General features: G+C 49.9%; 21 protein-coding genes. 19 read left to right on the forward strand and 2 right to left on the reverse strand.

The features are described from left to right. Positions 1–66 precede the first annotated feature (66 nt). From AC50Y3_RS13085 to fosB, 19 genes are all read left to right on the forward strand, one after another. Positions 67–963: a LysR substrate-binding domain-containing protein gene (locus AC50Y3_RS13085; RefSeq protein ID WP_494819140.1), complete on the forward strand. Its 897-nt coding sequence runs from the start codon at positions 67–69 to the stop codon at positions 961–963. Beyond that, positions 960–2,438 (forward strand): FAD-binding oxidoreductase, encoded by a 1,479-nt coding sequence (locus tag AC50Y3_RS13090; protein WP_494819141.1) that lies wholly within the window; start codon positions 960–962, stop codon positions 2,436–2,438. Before AC50Y3_RS13085 ends, AC50Y3_RS13090 begins: the two co-directional genes overlap by 4 nt. Continuing rightward, positions 2,435–2,995: an MFS transporter gene (locus AC50Y3_RS13095; protein WP_494819142.1), complete on the forward strand. Its 561-nt coding sequence runs from the start codon at positions 2,435–2,437 to the stop codon at positions 2,993–2,995. The genes AC50Y3_RS13090 and AC50Y3_RS13095 overlap by 4 nt, the downstream gene beginning before the upstream one ends. Positions 2,996–3,138: 143 nt before the next feature. Next, positions 3,139–3,801, forward strand: coding sequence for an FMN-dependent NADH-azoreductase (locus AC50Y3_RS13100; RefSeq protein WP_494819143.1), 663 nt, complete (start codon positions 3,139–3,141; stop codon positions 3,799–3,801). A gap of 277 nt (positions 3,802–4,078) precedes the next feature. Continuing rightward, a complete protein-coding gene (gene helD, locus AC50Y3_RS13105) occupies positions 4,079–6,484 on the forward strand; it encodes an RNA polymerase recycling motor HelD (RefSeq protein ID WP_494819144.1) in 2,406 nt (801 codons plus the stop codon). A gap of 29 nt (positions 6,485–6,513) precedes the next feature. Further along, positions 6,514–6,942 carry a GNAT family N-acetyltransferase gene (locus tag AC50Y3_RS13110; RefSeq protein WP_494819252.1) on the forward strand — a complete coding sequence of 143 codons (429 nt, stop codon included), beginning with the start codon at positions 6,514–6,516 and terminating at the stop codon, positions 6,940–6,942. A 161-nt stretch (positions 6,943–7,103) separates the two neighbouring features. Then, the gene (locus AC50Y3_RS13115) at positions 7,104–7,724 is read left to right on the forward strand and encodes a TVP38/TMEM64 family protein (protein WP_494819145.1); all 621 of its coding nucleotides are present in this window, start codon (positions 7,104–7,106) and stop codon (positions 7,722–7,724) included. Further along, positions 7,721–8,086 carry a tetratricopeptide repeat protein gene (locus tag AC50Y3_RS13120; protein WP_494819146.1) on the forward strand — a complete coding sequence of 122 codons (366 nt, stop codon included), beginning with the start codon at positions 7,721–7,723 and terminating at the stop codon, positions 8,084–8,086. The genes AC50Y3_RS13115 and AC50Y3_RS13120 overlap by 4 nt, the downstream gene beginning before the upstream one ends. A 299-nt stretch (positions 8,087–8,385) precedes the next feature. Then, positions 8,386–8,733 carry a hypothetical protein gene (locus AC50Y3_RS13125; protein WP_494819147.1) on the forward strand — a complete coding sequence of 116 codons (348 nt, stop codon included), beginning with the start codon at positions 8,386–8,388 and terminating at the stop codon, positions 8,731–8,733. A gap of 92 nt (positions 8,734–8,825) precedes the next feature. Further along, the gene (locus tag AC50Y3_RS13130) at positions 8,826–9,239 is read left to right on the forward strand and encodes a hypothetical protein (RefSeq protein WP_494819148.1); all 414 of its coding nucleotides are present in this window, start codon (positions 8,826–8,828) and stop codon (positions 9,237–9,239) included. Next, a complete protein-coding gene (locus AC50Y3_RS13135; protein WP_494819149.1) occupies positions 9,229–9,684 on the forward strand; it encodes a hypothetical protein in 456 nt (151 codons plus the stop codon). Before AC50Y3_RS13130 ends, AC50Y3_RS13135 begins: the two co-directional genes overlap by 11 nt. 63 nt (positions 9,685–9,747) lie before the next feature. Further along, positions 9,748–10,179: an NUDIX domain-containing protein gene (locus tag AC50Y3_RS13140; RefSeq protein ID WP_494819150.1), complete on the forward strand. Its 432-nt coding sequence runs from the start codon at positions 9,748–9,750 to the stop codon at positions 10,177–10,179. A 233-nt stretch (positions 10,180–10,412) separates the two neighbouring features. Then, positions 10,413–11,081 carry an HAD family hydrolase gene (locus tag AC50Y3_RS13145; RefSeq protein WP_494819151.1) on the forward strand — a complete coding sequence of 223 codons (669 nt, stop codon included), beginning with the start codon at positions 10,413–10,415 and terminating at the stop codon, positions 11,079–11,081. A gap of 19 nt (positions 11,082–11,100) precedes the next feature. Next, positions 11,101–11,619, forward strand: a complete 519-nt coding sequence (locus tag AC50Y3_RS13150; protein WP_494819152.1) for an NUDIX domain-containing protein — start codon at positions 11,101–11,103, stop codon at positions 11,617–11,619. 66 nt (positions 11,620–11,685) lie between these two features. Further along, the gene (locus AC50Y3_RS13155; RefSeq protein ID WP_494819153.1) at positions 11,686–12,192 is read left to right on the forward strand and encodes a GNAT family N-acetyltransferase; all 507 of its coding nucleotides are present in this window, start codon (positions 11,686–11,688) and stop codon (positions 12,190–12,192) included. An 18-nt stretch (positions 12,193–12,210) separates the two neighbouring features. Next, positions 12,211–12,702, forward strand: a complete 492-nt coding sequence (locus tag AC50Y3_RS13160; RefSeq protein ID WP_494819154.1) for an NUDIX domain-containing protein — start codon at positions 12,211–12,213, stop codon at positions 12,700–12,702. A 31-nt stretch (positions 12,703–12,733) separates the two neighbouring features. Further along, positions 12,734–13,213: an SRPBCC family protein gene (locus AC50Y3_RS13165; RefSeq protein ID WP_494819155.1), complete on the forward strand. Its 480-nt coding sequence runs from the start codon at positions 12,734–12,736 to the stop codon at positions 13,211–13,213. Between the two features lie 40 nt (positions 13,214–13,253). After that, positions 13,254–13,841, forward strand: coding sequence for a hypothetical protein (locus AC50Y3_RS13170; protein WP_494819156.1), 588 nt, complete (start codon positions 13,254–13,256; stop codon positions 13,839–13,841). Between the two features lie 40 nt (positions 13,842–13,881). After that, the gene (gene fosB / locus AC50Y3_RS13175; RefSeq protein ID WP_494819253.1) at positions 13,882–14,289 is read left to right on the forward strand and encodes a metallothiol transferase FosB; all 408 of its coding nucleotides are present in this window, start codon (positions 13,882–13,884) and stop codon (positions 14,287–14,289) included. 25 nt (positions 14,290–14,314) lie between these two features. On the opposite strand, the gene AC50Y3_RS13180 is transcribed toward fosB, so the two are convergent. Next, positions 14,315–14,689 carry a VOC family protein gene (locus AC50Y3_RS13180; RefSeq protein ID WP_494819157.1) on the reverse strand — a complete coding sequence of 125 codons (375 nt, stop codon included), beginning with the start codon at positions 14,687–14,689 and terminating at the stop codon, positions 14,315–14,317. A gap of 81 nt (positions 14,690–14,770) precedes the next feature. Beyond that, positions 14,771–16,180, reverse strand: a complete 1,410-nt coding sequence (locus AC50Y3_RS13185; RefSeq protein ID WP_494819158.1) for a sulfatase family protein — start codon at positions 16,178–16,180, stop codon at positions 14,771–14,773. Between the last annotated feature and the right edge of the window lie 105 nt (positions 16,181–16,285).

The raw sequence follows: 16,285 nt of genomic DNA on the forward strand, positions 1-16,285 counted from the left end.
AATTTCAAGTTATGATATAGCGACTTAGATTAGCTGTCTGTCTCAATAGGGAGGCTCCAACGGACGATGAACCTGTACGGATTAATAGTATTTCACCATGTCGCTGCTTCAGGCAGCGTTACGAGGGCGGCTGAAATTCTTCGTATCAGCCAACCTGCAGTTACCGCGCATGTGCGCAATATGGCAGCCGAACTTGGACTCACTCTGCTAGCGCCCAAAGGTAGAGGGATTTTGCTTACCGAAGCGGGCGTGCGGGTGGCCAAGCATGCGGCCAAACTATTCGCGCTCCAGAACGAAATCACGCGAGATCTCGATCTTTATCGGATCGGGGAAGCAGGAGAGCTGCGGATTGCGGCTACTTCTCTGCCAGCAAACTTCCTGCTTCCTGAACAACTGGTTTCCTTCCGAGCCGCTTGTCCGGCCGTTCATGTCACTATGCAGACGCTGAACGCAAGCGATGCGCTTGGGGCGCTTCAACACTATAAAGCCGATATCGCTGTCATAGGCGGCGGGGTAGAAGCTCGCCCGGGATTAGATCGGAAGCTGCTGCTGGAGGATGAGCTATGGTTTGTTGCAGCGGCGAATCATCGTTACGCAGGGAAGCGACTGGCTTTTGCGCCCCTTATGGAAGAGCCATTCATCATGCGTGAACCGGGCAGTGCAGCGCGAGAGAGGCTGCTCTCTTTATGCCGTGTTCAAGGAACAAGTTTGCCGGAGGCGGCCTTGCAGGTGAACGGCGTACATGAATCGCTTCATGCCGCTGCGGCCGGACTTGGCGTATCGTTCGTATCTTCACTTGAAGCCAGTCGTTCCGTATCGCGCGGAGAGCTGGCCCGAATTGAAGTGGAAGGCGTAGATCTGCGCAACCCAATCGTTCTGTATACGAGGGAAGGGGAAACGCCGCCGCCTGCCGCTCAGCATTTTATCCAAGTGATTACGAAGCAAGTGGAGGTGCTGGTTTGATCGATATCGAACCTGATAGGCCCATTCGAAAGTTCCGTAGTCGACCGTTTATCCTTCTGGCCGTTTTGCTCTATGTTAGTTTACTGGCGGGGTCGGTCATCATCCGGCTGCATGTTCAGGATGATGAGTATGCGAGTGATGTTAGTCGGCTTATGGAGGTTCGTATCTTCAAGACGGTTCATGTGCATGAAACAGCAGATATTAAGGAGGCACTTAAGGAAGCTAAACGAAGAGGGCTGCCGATCTCTGTTTCCGGGGCCAGTCACAGCCAAGGCGGGCAAACCTTCATAGAGAACGCGATCGTACTGGATATGAAGCCTTATCATCAGGTGCTCCAACTTGACGCGAAGCGCAAAGAAATAACCGTCCAAAGCGGTGCGACTTGGGAGCAGGTTCAAGAAGCGCTGAATCCGCATGGCCTCTCACTTCGAATCATGCAATCGCAAAACCTGTTCACCGTTGGTGGAACAATGAGCGTTAACGCGCATGGGCGAGATATCCACGAAGGTCCATTTATCGAGTCGGTTCAATCGTTTCGGCTGATGAATGCGGAGGGTAATATTGTACAGGTTAGCCGAACGGAAGAGCCGGAGCTGTTTGCGAATGTGATTGGCGGCTACGGATTGTTCGGTATCATCTTGGACGTGACGCTGGCTCTTACGGAGGATGAGGTTTACAAGCAGCATGTGACGCCTGTTCATTATGAGGCATTCCCGGATCTCTTCAAGAGACAGGTGCTGGAGCAGCCTTCAATCGCAATGGCAATTGCACGATTGTCTGTGTCTCCCGACTCTTACCTAACCGATATGTTTGTCACTACCTATGAACGGACGGATGAGCCGTTGACCACTAAGCTGCGGGAGCTTCGAGAGGAGAATTTTGCAAGCGTAGGGATTACGAAATTCGCTTTTGGTTTGTCGCGCAAATGGGAATGGGGCAAGGAGCTCGTCTGGAAGCTGCAAAAGAAAGGTTATTTGCTCAGTGACGGCGATCTGATTTCACGTAACAATGCTATGCGACCGGCAGCCAAGTTTATGGAATACGCCGATACACAGCGGGCGGATTTATTGCAGGAGTATTTTGTGCCGCTTGATCACTTTAAGCCGTTTGTCGACGGCATGAGGACCATTATGCGCGAGGATAAGCTTAATTTGCTCAATATTACGGTGCGTTATGTACCACAAAATGAAGAGTCCACGCTCTCTTATGCGAAACACGACAGTTTCGCATTTGTCCTGCTCTTCAATAACAAACGTTCATCGGCCGAGGTGGAGAAGCTTGCCGCATCCACTCGGCGGTTAATCGACTTAGCGATTCAAAATGGTGGCACGTATTATTTGCCGTATCAGCTGTTTGCGGGTGGCGAGCAGCTTCGAGCTGCGTATCCGAAGACGGAAGCGTTCTTTGAAGCCAAACGGCAGGCAGACCCGGGTCAGCTTTTCCAAAATGAGTTCTACGCGAGGTATGCCAAATGACGAAGACGATGCGCTTAATGATGCTATCGCAAAGTATGATGACGTTCGGCTCGGGGATTGTGTTTCCGTTCTATCTGATTTTCGTCAAGGAAATCGGCGGAGATTTTACGCAATATGGCATAGCTTATGGCTTATTTACGCTATGTTCGGCTTATTTGAATTGGTGGTTCGGTAAATCGTCGGACAAATACGGACGTAAACCATTTCTGCTGTTAAGCGCTTGGGGAACTGCGGTTTTGTTTCTTCTCTTCCCACTCGTATCAAGCATTTGGCAGGTTTACGCACTGCAAATTGCGATGGGCGCATTCGGTGCGATGCAGCGGACTTGCGAGAAGGCTTTTCTGGCTGATCTGACAGAGGAAGGACGCCGAGGCGAACAAATCGGGCGTTATCATATCGGAGTGTCCATCTTCTCGGGTATCGCTGTCATAGCCGGCGGTTTCCTCATTGATTTGTTTACGCTCGATTTCATGTTTTATCTGGGATCGGTCATCTTATTTATTAGTGGACTCATGCTTTCGCGTGTAGATGAAGCAGAAGCGCATACGCGAAGCTGAGCATCATACTCACGTACTTTTTGACATTGTCTCCAACAAGACTTCCTTACATGCAGCGCTCCGCCATACATTGTTCGCCCCTGGTCGGTACACTCTAATCAGCGTGTTCGTCAATCTAACGAAGAGGCAGGGATCGCTACCTTATGGCAAAGCTTCTGTATATTACTGCTCATCCTCATGATCACCAGGCTTCGTATAGCATGGCTGTCGGCAAAGCATTCATTGATTCCTACAAAGAGTCCCACCCGCAGGACGAGGTCGTCCATTTGGATTTGTACAACATACAGATTCCCTATATCGATGCCGATGTGTTCAGTGGATGGGGCAAACTAAGGAGCGGCGGCAGCTTTGGTGACCTGTCGAACGAAGAGCAGCAGAAGGTGCAACGGCTTAATGAGCTGGCGGATCAGTTTGTCGGTGCAGATAAATACGTGTTCGTAACGCCGATGTGGAACTTCTCCTATCCGCCAATTATGAAGGCTTATATTGACTCCATTTGCGTAGCGGGCAAGACGTTCAAGTACACGCCGCAAGGTCCGGTCGGACTCCTGCCTGACAAATCCGCCATTCATATTCAGGCTCGGGGCGGCGTCTATTCTGAAGGTCCCGCAGCTGATATCGAATGCGGCCATCGGCATTTGAGCATGATTATGCAGTTCTTCGGCATTACGGACTTCAAAGGCATCTTCGTCGAAGGCATGAACGCGACCCCCGATCAGGCTCCGGCTATTAAAGAGAAGGCGATCGCAGAGGCGCAGAAGGAAGCCAAAGTATTCGGCAAGCAAGCAGCAGGCGCAGGGAAATAACGAACAAGAACTCCTTCCGCTACAGGTGCAGATTTCGCAGCACTTGTGGTGAAGGGAGTTCTTGTGTATACATATAAGAAGAAACGGCTGTCGCCGAAACCTTATTACTTCTATAATAAGAATGAGATGCTGGTTTTATTTGGTCGGCGTCTCGGGAAAGCATGATGTGTCAGATGCAAGTGCAAGGTATCTTTCTCTAAAGGCTGGAGATGAAATCGCTGCGGCTATGCAGGTTCATAGGCGAGTTGATCTTATCTCAAGAGAGGATGGGTTTAGGTTGAGTCAAGATAATGTATGGAAGCTGGAGCAAAAACGCGTAGTCTCGGTCGTCAATCAGATCGGGCAGCGTATGAAATCACTAGAGCAACAAACGGCGGATACAAGAGAAGAAATGGTCGATATCCGCAAAAACTTCTGGGATGAAGTAACGGTCAACTTCGAAGATTCAGTCGAAATGGCGGAATCCTATGCAAGCTTGAAGCAACAGGCGGAGGTTCTCTCGGAGCGTGAACGGACGCATCGTCAAGCTGCCTTGCAGCTGAAGACACTGAGGAAGCTGAAGTCGTCGCCATATTTTGGACGGATTGATTTTCAAGAGAATGGCGAGGGTCATGTAGATCAGGTTTACCTCGGCATTGCGTCGCTTCGTGATGCTGCGGACGAGGATTATCTCATTTATGATTGGCGTGCGCCGATTGCGAGTCTCTATTACGACTATCCCCCAGGTCCGGCTCAGGTGGAGACACCAATGGGAACGGTTCACGGGGAGCTGCAACTGAAGCGGCAGTTTGTCATTAGGGATGGCGAAATCCGCAGCTTATTTGATACAGGTGTGACAATTGGCGATGAACTGCTGCAAGAGGTGCTGGGCAAGCAGTCTGACGCAGCCATGAAGAGCATCGTCGGTACGATTCAGAGGGAGCAGAATCGGATTATTCGTGATGAGCGAAGCCGACTGCTGCTGGTTCAAGGTGCGGCGGGAAGCGGCAAGACATCAGCAGCGCTGCAGCGTGTAGCTTATCTGCTATACCGGTTCCGTGGAACGCTGAGCGCCGATCAAATCGTGCTGTTCTCGCCGAATCCGATGTTCAACAGCTACGTTTCTACGGTATTGCCAGAGCTTGGCGAAGAAAATATGCAGCAAACGACGTTCCAAGAATACTTAGCCATTCGAATGGGGAAATCGTTTAAGCTGGAAAATCCATATGCACAGCTGGAGTATGCCCTTACGGCGGAGCAAGAACCCGGTTATCAGGCTAGGATGGCAGGTATTCGCTACAAAGCGTCGACTGATTTTGTCGCATTGATTGAGCGGTATCTTGGTGGGCTGGGCCAAGAAGGGCTGAAGTTCCGCGATGTTGCTTTTCGTGATGAACTGCTTGTTTCGGCGGATCAGATTGGCGACTACTTCTATGCGCTTGACGGCTCCATTGCGATTCCGAACCGGCTTCGACTTGTTGCGGAATGGCTGCTCGGTTTACTGAGAGAGCGGCAGAAAGCTGCGCTCGAAGAGGCGTGGGTAGACGAAGCGGTTGAGCTGCTGGATAAAGATACGTATTTGAAGGCGCATCAAAGCTTGAAGAGGCAAAATCGCAAAAACTGTGAAGATACGTTCGACGATTTCGATCGGGAGCGCGAGCTTCTGGGTCAGTATGTCGTGCAAGAACAGTTTAAGCCCATTCGTGCCCGCGTGCGCAAGCTTGCTTTTGTCGATTTGAAGGCAGCGTATGTGAAGCTGTTTAGCGATCCGGCATTCGCAGCGAGTTTATCCAGTTCCATCGGCAAGCCGCTGCCACAGGAATGGACGGAAATTTGCAAGCAAACGACATCACGATTGCACGATCGGACCATGGCGTATGAGGATGCCACGCCGTTCCTGTATGTGATTGAGCGAATTCGTGGATTCCAAACGAATACTTCGGTGCGACATATCCTCGTGGATGAGGCGCAGGATTATACGGCATTCCAATTCGCTTATCTGAAGCGGTTGTTTCCGTTTAGCCGCGTTACCGCACTTGGCGATCTCAATCAATCGATCAACGCACATACGGCATCGGATGAGAGTACGGGTTTTGCTGCGCTGGCTGCCTTATATCCGCAGGAAGAAACGGAGACGGTGGTGCTGAAGCAGAGCTACCGGTCAACGCGCCCCATCGTGGAATTCACCAGCCAGCTCATTCCCGGCGGAAACGAGATTCAACCTTTCAATCGGGACGGGAATCGGCCTACTTTAACAGTTGCGGCCGACTATGAAGAGTTGCATCGTCTTCTTCATGCCCGCATCGAGAAATTGGTCGCAGGAGGCAACCGAACGATCGCCGTTATTTGCAAAACAGCCGTGCAAAGTGCAATTGCCTACGAAGCGCTTCGTCATGACAGTACGGTTAGGCTGATTGAGAAAGAAACAGCAACCTTCGAACCGGGTATCGTCATCATTCCGTCGTACCTTGCCAAAGGGGTGGAGTTTGATGCGGTTCTGGTGTATGATGCATCTGCCGCCTCCTCCGGATATGTGAGGGAGAGCGACCGCCGGTTGTTCTACACCGTTTGTACTCGCGCGATGCATGAGCTGCATTTGTTCGCTGTGGGCAATTCGCTGAGTCCGTTCTTGAACGGAGAAGCGGCAGATTACTACGATGTTCCAGGCACTCGGTCTGATGCCACGCCGGTTCATACTTTATAAATGTGAAAGAGGTATTATTCGTGGATTATATGCGAGCTACTACAACTGATTTGTTAGAAGAAGCAATTGCCGTACGATTCGAAGTTTTTGTGGATGAGCAGAAGGTACCGGCGGACTTGGAGCGGGATGAATACGATGTCTCGCCTGAAGCTTGTCACCATTTTGTCGTCAAGGATAATGGCAAAGCCATTGCCGCCGGACGGTGGAAAGAGTATGAGCCGGGCGTTGCGAAGCTTCAGCGTATTGCGGTTCTGCTGCCTTACCGTGGACACGGGGTGGGCAAGAAGCTAATCGAAGTGATGGAGCAGAATGCTCGCGAATGCGGCTATACATCTTCCATATTAGGCGCACAATGCACAGCTGAAGGCTTCTATCAGAAGCTGGGCTATGTGACGGAATCGGCGGAGCCATTCCTTGACGCCAACATTCCGCATGTGAATATGCGCAAAATGTTGTAAAGCTTTAGTCATTTGGTTAGACCAAACACCTATAGAGAAGCGGAATAGCTGCCGTGGACACTATAGGTGTTTTTGTATGCTTATGCCGCCTGAGTGACCATTTGTTGCAACTGTCAAATCGAGTATGCGATAATCGCCAATAGAAAGCAGGTGTACGTGCGTTGAAACGCGGGTTGATTATCGTCTGTTATGTTTTGATTATTGCGATTGTTTGGTATAACAAAACCGAGCTGCTGCATTGGATGAAAGACGGGGAAGCGCCGTTTCTGTTGATTATGCTGCTTGTTACCGGCCTTGCGTGCATTCCGGTCATCCCATTCAGCGTCGTGATCGGAACGATGGGATTTCTGTATGGACCTTTATTAGGTGCGCTGCTTAGTTTAACCGGTGCGTGGCTTGCCGCAATCTTCATGTACGGCTTGTTCCGGTACGCCCTTCGTAAGCGAGGTCGAGAGCTGCTTCAGCGCTATAAACTGACGGATCGGTGGACGACGATGGTGGAGCGGCATCCGTTCCGTTCCATTCTGCTTGCAAGGCTGATGCCGATTTTGCCGCAAACCGCGGTTAATTTGTATGCATCCGTAGCAGCGATTCCATTCTTGACGTATGCCTTAGCATCTTTACTGGGCAAAATGCCGGCGATGCTGATTTTTGCTTTCATCGGGGATCACATTTCGGGGGATTGGCAGTCGTTGCTGCTTGTGGCAAGCGTATATGTCCTGTTTCTGCTCACGGTTTATGGTTCATTTCGGTATTGGCAAGCGAGGGGGCATAAGGTATGAATGATTTACATAAAGCCATTGCGCTGCGAGAGACGGGGCAATTAGAAGAGGCACGGTTGCTTCTGCTTGAATTGGTGAAGAAGGACGCGGATGATCCGCAGGTGTGGTATCAATGCGCATGGGCCCATGATGTGTTGGAGCTCGAACGTGAAGCTGTACCCTATTATCAGCAGGCGCTTGCGCTTGGAATCTCAGGCAAAGATAGACAAGGCGCATACCTGGGACTAGGCAGCACGTTTCGAGTATTAGGGCAATATGCAGACGCCAAAGAGAGCTACGAGCAGGGGATTTCCGAATTTCCGAAGTGCCGGGAGCTTTACGTCTTCTATGCGATGGTGCTGTATAACTTGAAGGATTACTAAGGTGCGATGGCAATTATGATGCGCGAACTCGCCGAAACGAGCGAGGATGCGGGCATCCGCGATTATAAGCGAGCTATTCTTTATTACTCGGGCAAGCTGGATGAAGTGTTGGACTAACCGGCGGAAGAACTGACAGTACGAAGCAATCCCTGCGAGTAATCGAGGGGTTGCTTTTTTTTATACTTAAATGTAGTTAGGCTTATAAAAAAGTAAAATTTTAGAATTAATTAAGTCCGAAGCGGACTACTTTCGTTTAGGATAGAATTATAAACCGGGTGATCCTATTGGAGGTAGAACACGTGCTGCGCAAAATTACAAACCCGCATATCGAAATCGTCGGTTATGCCGCTTCCATCCTTACCACTGTGCTTTGGATGGTTTTAGTGTGGCAGGACCCTTACTTCGAGGGGATGAACAAGGTTGATCCCACCCAATCCTTTCTAATGTTAGTTCTGCCTGCTTGTTTATTTGGCATTGGATTATTGCAATCAAGGGTCATCATCATGCTGGTTGCGTTTCTTTGGAGTGTCCCGTTCAGCATTTTTATGTTATTCTCTTCCAGTATGTTCGTCTTGTTTGGTGTTTGCTGCATGCTCTATCTGATTTGCGCTGTCTTGTCGCGCGTAAATAAGATTCGATATTGGTAGAGTAGCAGGAGATTACAGGGCAGTGAAACTTTATTGCAGATGGTGACGTTGGTAGAATATAGAAACCAGTTACCAAGGTCGGGGGTTATAACATGATACGAATAACGATGCTGTTCTTGGTTATCTTCTTGGCTGGCTGCCAGATGCATTTGGGCAGAAGCTCTGGGAAATTACATTCGATTACTCTAGCGGAGGCTTATCCCGGGGATATTTCAAAGGTGACAAGAATCGAGCTTTTGAACGGTTCCTCCGGAGAACGGGCTGCGGTGGAAGATAAGGAAACGATATCGCAGTGGCTCAATCAGGTAAAGGATCTGAAGCTGAAACCGGACGAGAATCAAGAGGATCGAGCGGGTTATGTGTTTGGCATCAGCTTGTTTGAAGGGGATAAGAAAACAATGGGATTTACTCCCAATGGAATAGGCGGGGTTTACTATGAGTCGAATCCACAGTTTGAATCCTATACCCGTTCCTTATTCGAGAAGGCGTTCGGGCATGCGTTCTAGACGCTTGAAGCGTATTCTCGCGGCGGTTGTTGTTTTAACTCTTCTCGCAGTCATCCTGCTGATTCACTCTCTGTACTTATTCAATCCGGTGACGTTTCATCGAGATCATGTGACATTGTATAGCTGGTGGAATTACCCCAAATCAATGGTGATGGAAATCGCGGATATTGATAAAGGCTGGAAAACCGTAGTCGTTACCGATTCGGATGAGATTCGGCGTATTTATATGGAGCTTAAGGCAGCGCCGGAAACAGAGAGCACGAAGCAAGTGGGCAAACACTTCGTCATCACGACAAGGCACGCCGGCACTTCAGGAAACGACGGCTGGATTGATCAGTTTACCGGATATATGGAAAGCGGCGTCCAGATTAACAATGGGAAGCAAGTTGAAATCGGAAGTACATTGAAGGCGTTGCTGGAGAGACTGATGACGGAGCGGGAGTGAGTGGGGGCGGCTTTACAGTAGATTTGTAAGGATGATCTTATCTAGTTCGAAAAGAGGGATTCCATGCTGAAAGGTCAGGATGCTTCAGGAATCATCATCATCGATGAGCAGAACAGGGTGCTGCTGGTTCGTCAAACGTATGGGAAGAAGAAGTGGTCCATTCCCGGCGGCATGGTTGAGGATGGGGAATCCGCATGGAATGCGGCCGAGCGGGAGCTGCAAGAGGAAGCCAATATTAGCGTTCGCGACATGGAGCTGTCCGGGCTCTATTTTCAACCGCATAAGAACCGATACATCTACACCTTTAAAACAGATCACTTTGTAGGCAGCATCCGCGTAGATAACAATGAAATTGATCAATATGGATTTTTCGATGTGGCAGCACTGCCGAGGCCGATCAGCAGCTTCACGATTCAACGGCTGATGGATGCGATCCAACATACGAAAACCGTGTTCAAAGAAGAGTCGATTGCTCAGTATGAAATATTGTATTAATCGCCGGGCAGTGTTCATGGTCACTCACGCTAACGAATCCTAGAGGCCTTATTTCAACAAAATGAAGGGGTCCCAAATTCTAACGAACGCTACAGGTCTTATTCGGTATAAAAAGGCTCTTTTTCACCCCATTTCGCCTCAATAGCGTCTCTACGATTCGTTAGATTTAATAAGTGGCTAATTTCGCACCAATAAGACCCTCAGGATTCGTTAGCGCGTAAGGAGGAGACTACATGACGGTTAAAGCTGTATTTTTCGATTTGTTCGAAACGTTAATCACTGAATTTGAGCAGGGGAAGAGACTGTCGAATCGGAACTATGATTACAGCACGTTACTAAGCATCTCGAACGCAGACTTTAAGAAAGAGTGGAGCCTTCGCCAAGAGAAGCGCATGAATGGACATTTCGCCTCCTACGCTGAAGTGCTTAGAGACATCGCGCTGGCGAGAAACTTGGAGATTAATGAAGACTCTGTTCGCTATCTCTTTCAATCAAGAATAGAAGAGAAGAAGCTCCCCTTCCATTCGATTCAAGATGAGATCATAGAACTGTTAACTGAGCTGCGCAGTCAGCAAATCAAGATCGGCTTAATAAGCAACTGCACGGAAGAAGAGGTTACCTATTGGCCGGAATCCCCAATAGCGGCGTTTTTCGATGATTATGTGTTCTCCTTTGATGTAAAATGCAGCAAGCCGGATGCTAGAATCTACGAGCTAGCTTGTGAGCGGTTAAATGTGAAGCCAGAGGAATGTGTATTCGTAGGCGACGGAGGATCCAATGAATTGGTAGGGGCATCACAAGCAGGAATGCGCGTGTATCATGCTTTCTGGTTCAACACCTATGTGCAAAGCGAGTATAGCAAACTGCTTAGCCCGAAAGATCTTATAAAGGAACTTTGGTAGGCGGGTAGGCGAACGAAACATGCGAAAGGAAGTCCCCATGGAGCTAAGACAAATGGCAACGGTGTTCTTGTTCAATGACAATCATGCATTGATGATGAAGAAAACAAGCAGCAGGCTGTATCAGCATGCGTTTTATTCCGGGTTAGGCGGGCATCTGGAGCCAAGTGAGCTTAATGATCCGAAGACAGCCTGCCTTCGAGAGATTCAAGAGGAGTCGGGCATTTCCGAGCACAGCATCCATGACTTGAAACTGAGATATATGCTGCTGCGTGTGAAGGAAGGGGAGATCCGGCAGCAATTTGTCTATTTTGGACGGACAAGCGATAGGCAATGTGTGCCTTCTGAGGAAGGCGAGCTGCTATGGGTCGAAGAGGGAGATCTGCTTAACCTGCGCACCTCGAAAATCATTCATTTTATGCTTCAGCATTACTTCGCTCACCGTGAGTCCGATGAGGTTATGATTGGGACGATTGCTCTTAACGACGAACAAGAGCCGATCATGCAATGGTCGCGTTTGCAGGATCCGATTATTTTCTAGATGCTCGAAATACCGTTGCCAATCCTGGTACGGGTCTAATTATTTTCGAAGAGGTGGGTGGGTCGGATGATCATTCGTGAAGCCTCAATTGATGATTGTGAAGGAATTGCCAAGGTCCATCTGGAAAGCTGGAGGACAACGTATGCCGGTCTCGTTGCAGATTCCTATCTGGCCGGACTGACATTGGAAAGTCGTATGCGCAACAGGTTATGGACATTCAACAATCCCCATCCCGATCAAATTACACTCGTAGCCGAAGAGGCGAACGGCCGTATTATTGGCTTTGTCGATGCCGGGAAGAGCCGCGAGCCGGATTCGGGCTACGAAGCAGAAGTGTATGCCTTCTATCTGCTGCAAGAAGCACAGGGCCAAGGCCACGGTAGACGGCTGTTCACTGCTGCGCTTGACGCAATGAAGGCTAGAGCCTACTCCTCGCTGATGCTCTGGGTATTGAAAGACAACCCCTCATTACATTTCTATACAAGACTTGGCGGGGAAGTGATCGCGAGTAAAGAAATTCAAATTGGGGAGCAGCTGCTGTTGGAATCGGCGATAGGATGGACAACCCTATAAAAGGAGGATGACGGCAGGATGACGTTTCCTATTCGAGTAAGGCCTACCGCTCTAATTATCGAGAATAATCATGTTCTGCTCATTGAATACAGCGAGCATAAGGATCGGCTTCATTATAATCTTCCGGGCGGAGGTGCCGAGCCAGGTGAATCCGTTACGGAAACACTGATTCGCGAATTGCGCGAAGAAGCCAATGTCGAAATCGATATCGGGCCGATCGCGTTCGTGTACGAGTTTGCACCGCATCGACAGTCGGGGGAGTACGATTCGGTGACTCCTTGTCTTAATCTTATTTTTGACTGCTCGATTCAAGAAGGATCGGTGCCCAGGTTGCCGGATTCGCCTGATCCGATGCAGGTTGGGGTACGCTGGGTAAATCTTCGGGAGCTCGAATCCGTTACGCTGTATCCCAACATGAGTAAACATATTATCGAATACGCCCGCACGAAGAGATCCATTGCCTTGGTTGAAGACCATCAACTAGAACGGTATGCTAATAACAGGCAATAACTTGACCTAACTCAAAGGAGCTGTTCTCAAAATGATCCAAACGACGTTGATTGCTGAACCGGGTAAACAGGAGTATTTTATGAGCGTTACGTTCGATGCACCGCGCGAGCTTGTTTTCAAAACCTATACCGACCCGAATACGATTGCGGAGTGGTGGGGGCCAAGACGCTTGACCACGACGGTGGACCAAATGGATGTCAGAAAAGGCGGCGTATGGCGGTACGTTCAGCATGACAGCAAAGGCAATGAATACGCATTTAGCGGTGTCTATCATGAGAGCCTTGCGCCTGAGCGGCTTGTCCAGACCTTCGAATTTGAAGGTATGCCGGGTCAAGCCGGTCTTGTCATCGTAACTTTCGAAGAGCTCCCGGACGGCAAAACGAAGCTGACGGAGCAATCGATCCTCCCGTCGCTTGCCGCTCGCGATGGTGTGATTCAATCGGGCATGGAAGCAGGGGCGAAGGAGCTTTATGAACGGTTTGCCGAGCTGCTGGCGAAGCTTCAAGCCTAACTCGCATCCACAACGAATGAGGGAGTGAGGTGGGAACGAGATGTCGCCATCCTTAACGATGAGAAGTGATACGGCCTATACCTTGAATTTCCTGGTGTATATTCAAAATCTGTATCTAAACCAACGAAGCGGGCAGGGTGAGGAGCGCTATAAATTTCCTTATCTTTCGGGACGGGAGATTCCGTTCTTGGCTGATTTTGAGAGGGAGTTTGCGAAGGTGTGGGCCGAAGCCGCTACAGCTCGTATAGCCGAGGAGCCCTTTCATGATTTGAACATGTTTAAAGCACACAGGGAGCTGGTATACGAAAGGCTGTTCGTGCAGGAGGAAGACAGTGATCGCCACTATCACGAAATCTATCAATCCTTCTTTGCTTGGTGGAACAGCATGGCCGGGAGGTTCGCGCTGGAGCAGGCTTTTGACAATCGAAAGCTGTATGCTGCATTGAAGGCTGCTGTTCAAGCGACCGGCGGCGAAATCCGCAAAACGTTCGATATTAGCATTCTGTACGACGCTTGCACGCTTGGAAATGAAGAGGTATTCTCTTATTTTGCGATTATGCCGCTTGTGGATTGCTTATTGAAAGAGGAAGTCCTCGTGGCTAAGTTGATGGCTTGTTTACATCATTAGAGGTTTATGCTGGGAGGAGATAACTTTGCAGCTGGAACGTATGAATCATCTTTGTTTCTCTGTATCCAGTTTGGAGCGTTCCGTTTCCTTCTATGAGCAGGTGTTTGGTGCCAAGCTGCTTGTGGTCGGGCGCTCACTTGCTTATTTTGATTTATTCGGGCTGTGGATTGCCTTAAACGAGGAGCGGGACATCCCGCGGAATGAAATCCATCAGTCTTACACGCATATGGCCTTTACGATTGCGGAAGCAGACTTCGATGCTTGGCTTGCGAAGCTGGAAGGGCTTGGTGTGAATATATTGCCGGGTCGGTCAAGGGAAGCAGAGGATCGTCAATCGATCTATTTCACCGACCCGGATGGACATAAGTTCGAGCTTCACACGGGAACGATGGAGGAGCGAATGGCACATTACCGAAACACGAAGCCGCATATGACGTTCTACACGTAGGCTCTTTCGGTACTGAAGCTGGTGGTTATTGCCATTCCAGAAACTCTAGTCGATTGCCGAAAGGATCAGCCACATAGAATCGTGTGACACCTTCGTCTGCCCGTGCCTCATCGTCGATGACTTGAATTTGACTGCGGAGCAGATGCTCGCGCAAAGCTTGGATGCCGCGAACGTGGAAGGCCGGATGCGCTTTGGTCGCGGGGACAAAATCCCGCTGCACCCCGATATGGACTTGGTGGATGCCGCATTGAAACCATACGCCGCCGCGCTGGCGCAGCGGTTCAGGTTTGGGCAGCTCCGTCCAGCCGAGCACATCGGTGTAGAAGCCGCGAGCCGCTGATTCGCAGCCTTCCGGTGCTGCGAGCTGAACATGGTCGATGCCGCCGTATTGGTAGGGCATGAGGTAGCCTCCTTGAACTCAGCCCCGACTTGCAGAGCTGAGTTTCGTAGTTGATCTTATCGATATAAGATTATTCCTGTGCTAGTGCAGCGCTTCATCTCCGACATCGTGCATGAGCTGTTCCAGCTCAAGCGTGAGCGCTTTTACAATCTGCTCGTAGTCCGGAGAATAGTAGACATTGCTCAGCTCATACGGGTCTTCGGCCAGATCGAACAATTCCCATTCCGGCGGCTTCGATTCGTCGCGGGAGCCTGTTGTGCCGAGTGCTTCGGCGTAGTAATAAATAAGCTTATAACGCTGCGTTCTCATTCCGTAATGGGCGTACACCTCATGGGCACCGTCAAGATGCATCCAATAACGGTAATACATGGAGGTTCTCCAGTCGGATGGTGTTTCGGCGTTCAATACGGATCTGAAGCTCCGACCTTGCATCGTTTCCGGGACCGGGAGGGCGGCATAGTCCAAGAAGGTAGGCGCGAAATCGACATTCAAAATCATCGTGTCGCTGACCGTACCGGCCTGGATGGCCCGAGGGTAACGAATTAGGAACGGCATGCGCAGCGATTCCTCATACATAAACCGTTTATCGAACCAGCCATGGTCGCCTAAGAAGAAGCCTTGGTCGGACGTATAAATGATAATCGTATCGTTTGTTTCGTCTTCTTCATCCAAGTAATCGAGCAAACGGCCTACATTATCGTCGACGGAGGCAATGCAGCGCAAGTAATCCTTGATATAACGCTGATATTTCCACTTCTTCTCCTGCTCCGGGGTAAGTCCCGCGGGCGGTGCGCCTTTGGTATCTAATTCATGCAGATCTTCGATGCGCATCTTCGCATTCACGGCAGCTTGAGAGCGAGTGGCATAATCGTCGTAAAAGGTTTCCGGCTCCGGAATATCGATATCTTCGTATAAGTGCATATGCTTCTGATCCGGCTCCCAGTGACGATGCGGCGCCTTGTGGTGGCACATGAGCATGAACGGGCGTTCTTTGTCCCTGTTCTTCAGCCAATGCAATGATTTATCTGTAATAATATCCGTTACATAGCCGTCAACCTGCTGAGAGACGCCCATCTCAATCATGACGGGATTATGGTACTCCCCTTGGTCAGGCAGGACGCTCCAATAGTCAAAGCCGGTCGGATCGTAGTTGCCGCCGTGGCCGAGATGCCATTTGCCGACAATCGCGGTTTGGTAGCCATCCTTCCGGAGCAGTTTCGGAAAGGTAGTCATGCGCCGCCCATCGAGGGGGTCGGCAAGCGTTTTAACTCCATTGATATGATTGTATTGCCCTGTTAGAATGGCTGCTCGGCTCGGTGTACAAATCGAGTTGGTGCAGAAGCAATTGTCAAAGCGCATGCCGCCTTCTGCGATACGGTCAATATTCGGCGTTTCATTGATTTGGCTCCCATAGGCGCTGATGGCGTGGGAAGCGTGGTCATCTGACATGATAAACAGAATGTTCGGTCTTTTCGGAGTGTTCGTGGTCAATTTGCATCTCTCCTATCCTCTTGAAACGTTTCGATAGATTCACCGTTATTGTATAATATTCCCTTGGAAGCGTCTACAACGGGTGCCGTTTGCGGCAGTCCGATT

The sequence above is a fragment of the Paenibacillus sp. J22R98 genome (genome assembly GCF_059383835.1).

Bases quoted from the DNA above. Each gene is read 5' to 3' on its own strand.
- AC50Y3_RS13085 (WP_494819140.1), top strand. From the start codon at position 67: ATGAACCTGTACGGATTAATAGTATTTCACCATGTCGCTGCTTCAGGC.
- AC50Y3_RS13095 (WP_494819142.1), top strand. From the start codon at position 2,435: ATGACGAAGACGATGCGCTTAATGATGCTATCGCAAAGTATGATGACG.
- AC50Y3_RS13100 (WP_494819143.1), top strand. From the start codon at position 3,139: ATGGCAAAGCTTCTGTATATTACTGCTCATCCTCATGATCACCAGGCT.
- AC50Y3_RS13110 (WP_494819252.1), top strand. From the start codon at position 6,514: ATGCGAGCTACTACAACTGATTTGTTAGAAGAAGCAATTGCCGTACGA.
- AC50Y3_RS13120 (WP_494819146.1), top strand. From the start codon at position 7,721: ATGAATGATTTACATAAAGCCATTGCGCTGCGAGAGACGGGGCAATTA.
- AC50Y3_RS13130 (WP_494819148.1), top strand. From the start codon at position 8,826: ATGATACGAATAACGATGCTGTTCTTGGTTATCTTCTTGGCTGGCTGC.
- AC50Y3_RS13135 (WP_494819149.1), top strand. From the start codon at position 9,229: ATGCGTTCTAGACGCTTGAAGCGTATTCTCGCGGCGGTTGTTGTTTTA.
- AC50Y3_RS13140 (WP_494819150.1), top strand. From the start codon at position 9,748: ATGCTGAAAGGTCAGGATGCTTCAGGAATCATCATCATCGATGAGCAG.
- AC50Y3_RS13145 (WP_494819151.1), top strand. From the start codon at position 10,413: ATGACGGTTAAAGCTGTATTTTTCGATTTGTTCGAAACGTTAATCACT.
- AC50Y3_RS13150 (WP_494819152.1), top strand. From the start codon at position 11,101: ATGCGAAAGGAAGTCCCCATGGAGCTAAGACAAATGGCAACGGTGTTC.
- AC50Y3_RS13155 (WP_494819153.1), top strand. From the start codon at position 11,686: ATGATCATTCGTGAAGCCTCAATTGATGATTGTGAAGGAATTGCCAAG.
- AC50Y3_RS13160 (WP_494819154.1), top strand. From the start codon at position 12,211: ATGACGTTTCCTATTCGAGTAAGGCCTACCGCTCTAATTATCGAGAAT.
- AC50Y3_RS13165 (WP_494819155.1), top strand. From the start codon at position 12,734: ATGATCCAAACGACGTTGATTGCTGAACCGGGTAAACAGGAGTATTTT.
- AC50Y3_RS13170 (WP_494819156.1), top strand. From the start codon at position 13,254: ATGTCGCCATCCTTAACGATGAGAAGTGATACGGCCTATACCTTGAAT.
- fosB (WP_494819253.1), top strand. From the start codon at position 13,882: ATGAATCATCTTTGTTTCTCTGTATCCAGTTTGGAGCGTTCCGTTTCC.
- AC50Y3_RS13180 (WP_494819157.1), bottom strand. From the start codon at position 14,689: ATGCCCTACCAATACGGCGGCATCGACCATGTTCAGCTCGCAGCACCG.